We start from the raw sequence: 664 nt of genomic DNA, 5'->3' as shown, positions 1-664 counted from the left end.
GTGGAGGCAAGGCGCATAGAGAAGGTGAGCCAAAAGCACACGTTTTGATCAAGACTTTTTGCTCCATGGAAAGGGCAACAGTGTTTTTAAAGAGCTTGGGGTGGAGGGGGAAAATTGAAAGAAAAGAGGGACACCTATTTATTTACGAGACCGTTATTTATTTACGAGACCGTGAAGGACAGTTTCTCTCTCTGGATGAAAAAGGTTTTGTGCAATTTGGTTATGGAATTGTGAGAGGCGCTGGTATTCATGCTGCGGCTTGCCAAATGATTAATCCTTATCATTTTAGGGCTTTATCATTTTGGGGGGGGGCCAGATTGACAACGAGGCATTGAGGCAAAGGGGTGGATTTTAAGGCAAAGGGATTGAAATTTCTTGAGGAAGAGGTAAGCGTAGGGCGTGTCGTGTACTTGAGGAAGTTTTCGATGAGGCAATGAATGAGGTTGATCTGGGACTGAGGTTGATCTTGGCCGCGTGTTTGGCTTTCAAGATGGGGGCACCACCTTGGGAAAAGGGATGTTTGGGCTTGTAAGTGCCTCACGTATAGTGCTTCATGTATAAGCGCGTATAGGGCAAATGAACAAAATACGTAGAGGGGATTTATAGTACTTGCATTACTCTGAGAAGGGTGCTAAGCGGATTTACCGCGCTGGTGGCGTGCTAT

General features: G+C 45.8%; 1 pseudogene. It reads left to right on the top strand.

Features of this window, described 5'->3' with window-relative positions:
• Positions 1-335, top strand: a pseudogene (locus ACFIKU_RS10120) (hypothetical protein); the annotation flags it as partial.
• Between the last annotated feature and the right edge of the window lie 329 nt (positions 336-664).

The organism is Bartonella sp. CM120XJJH, assembly GCF_042194715.1.
Lineage (GTDB): Bacteria > Pseudomonadota > Alphaproteobacteria > Rhizobiales > Rhizobiaceae > Bartonella.
This window is presented reverse-complemented; position numbering and strand designations above follow the sequence as displayed.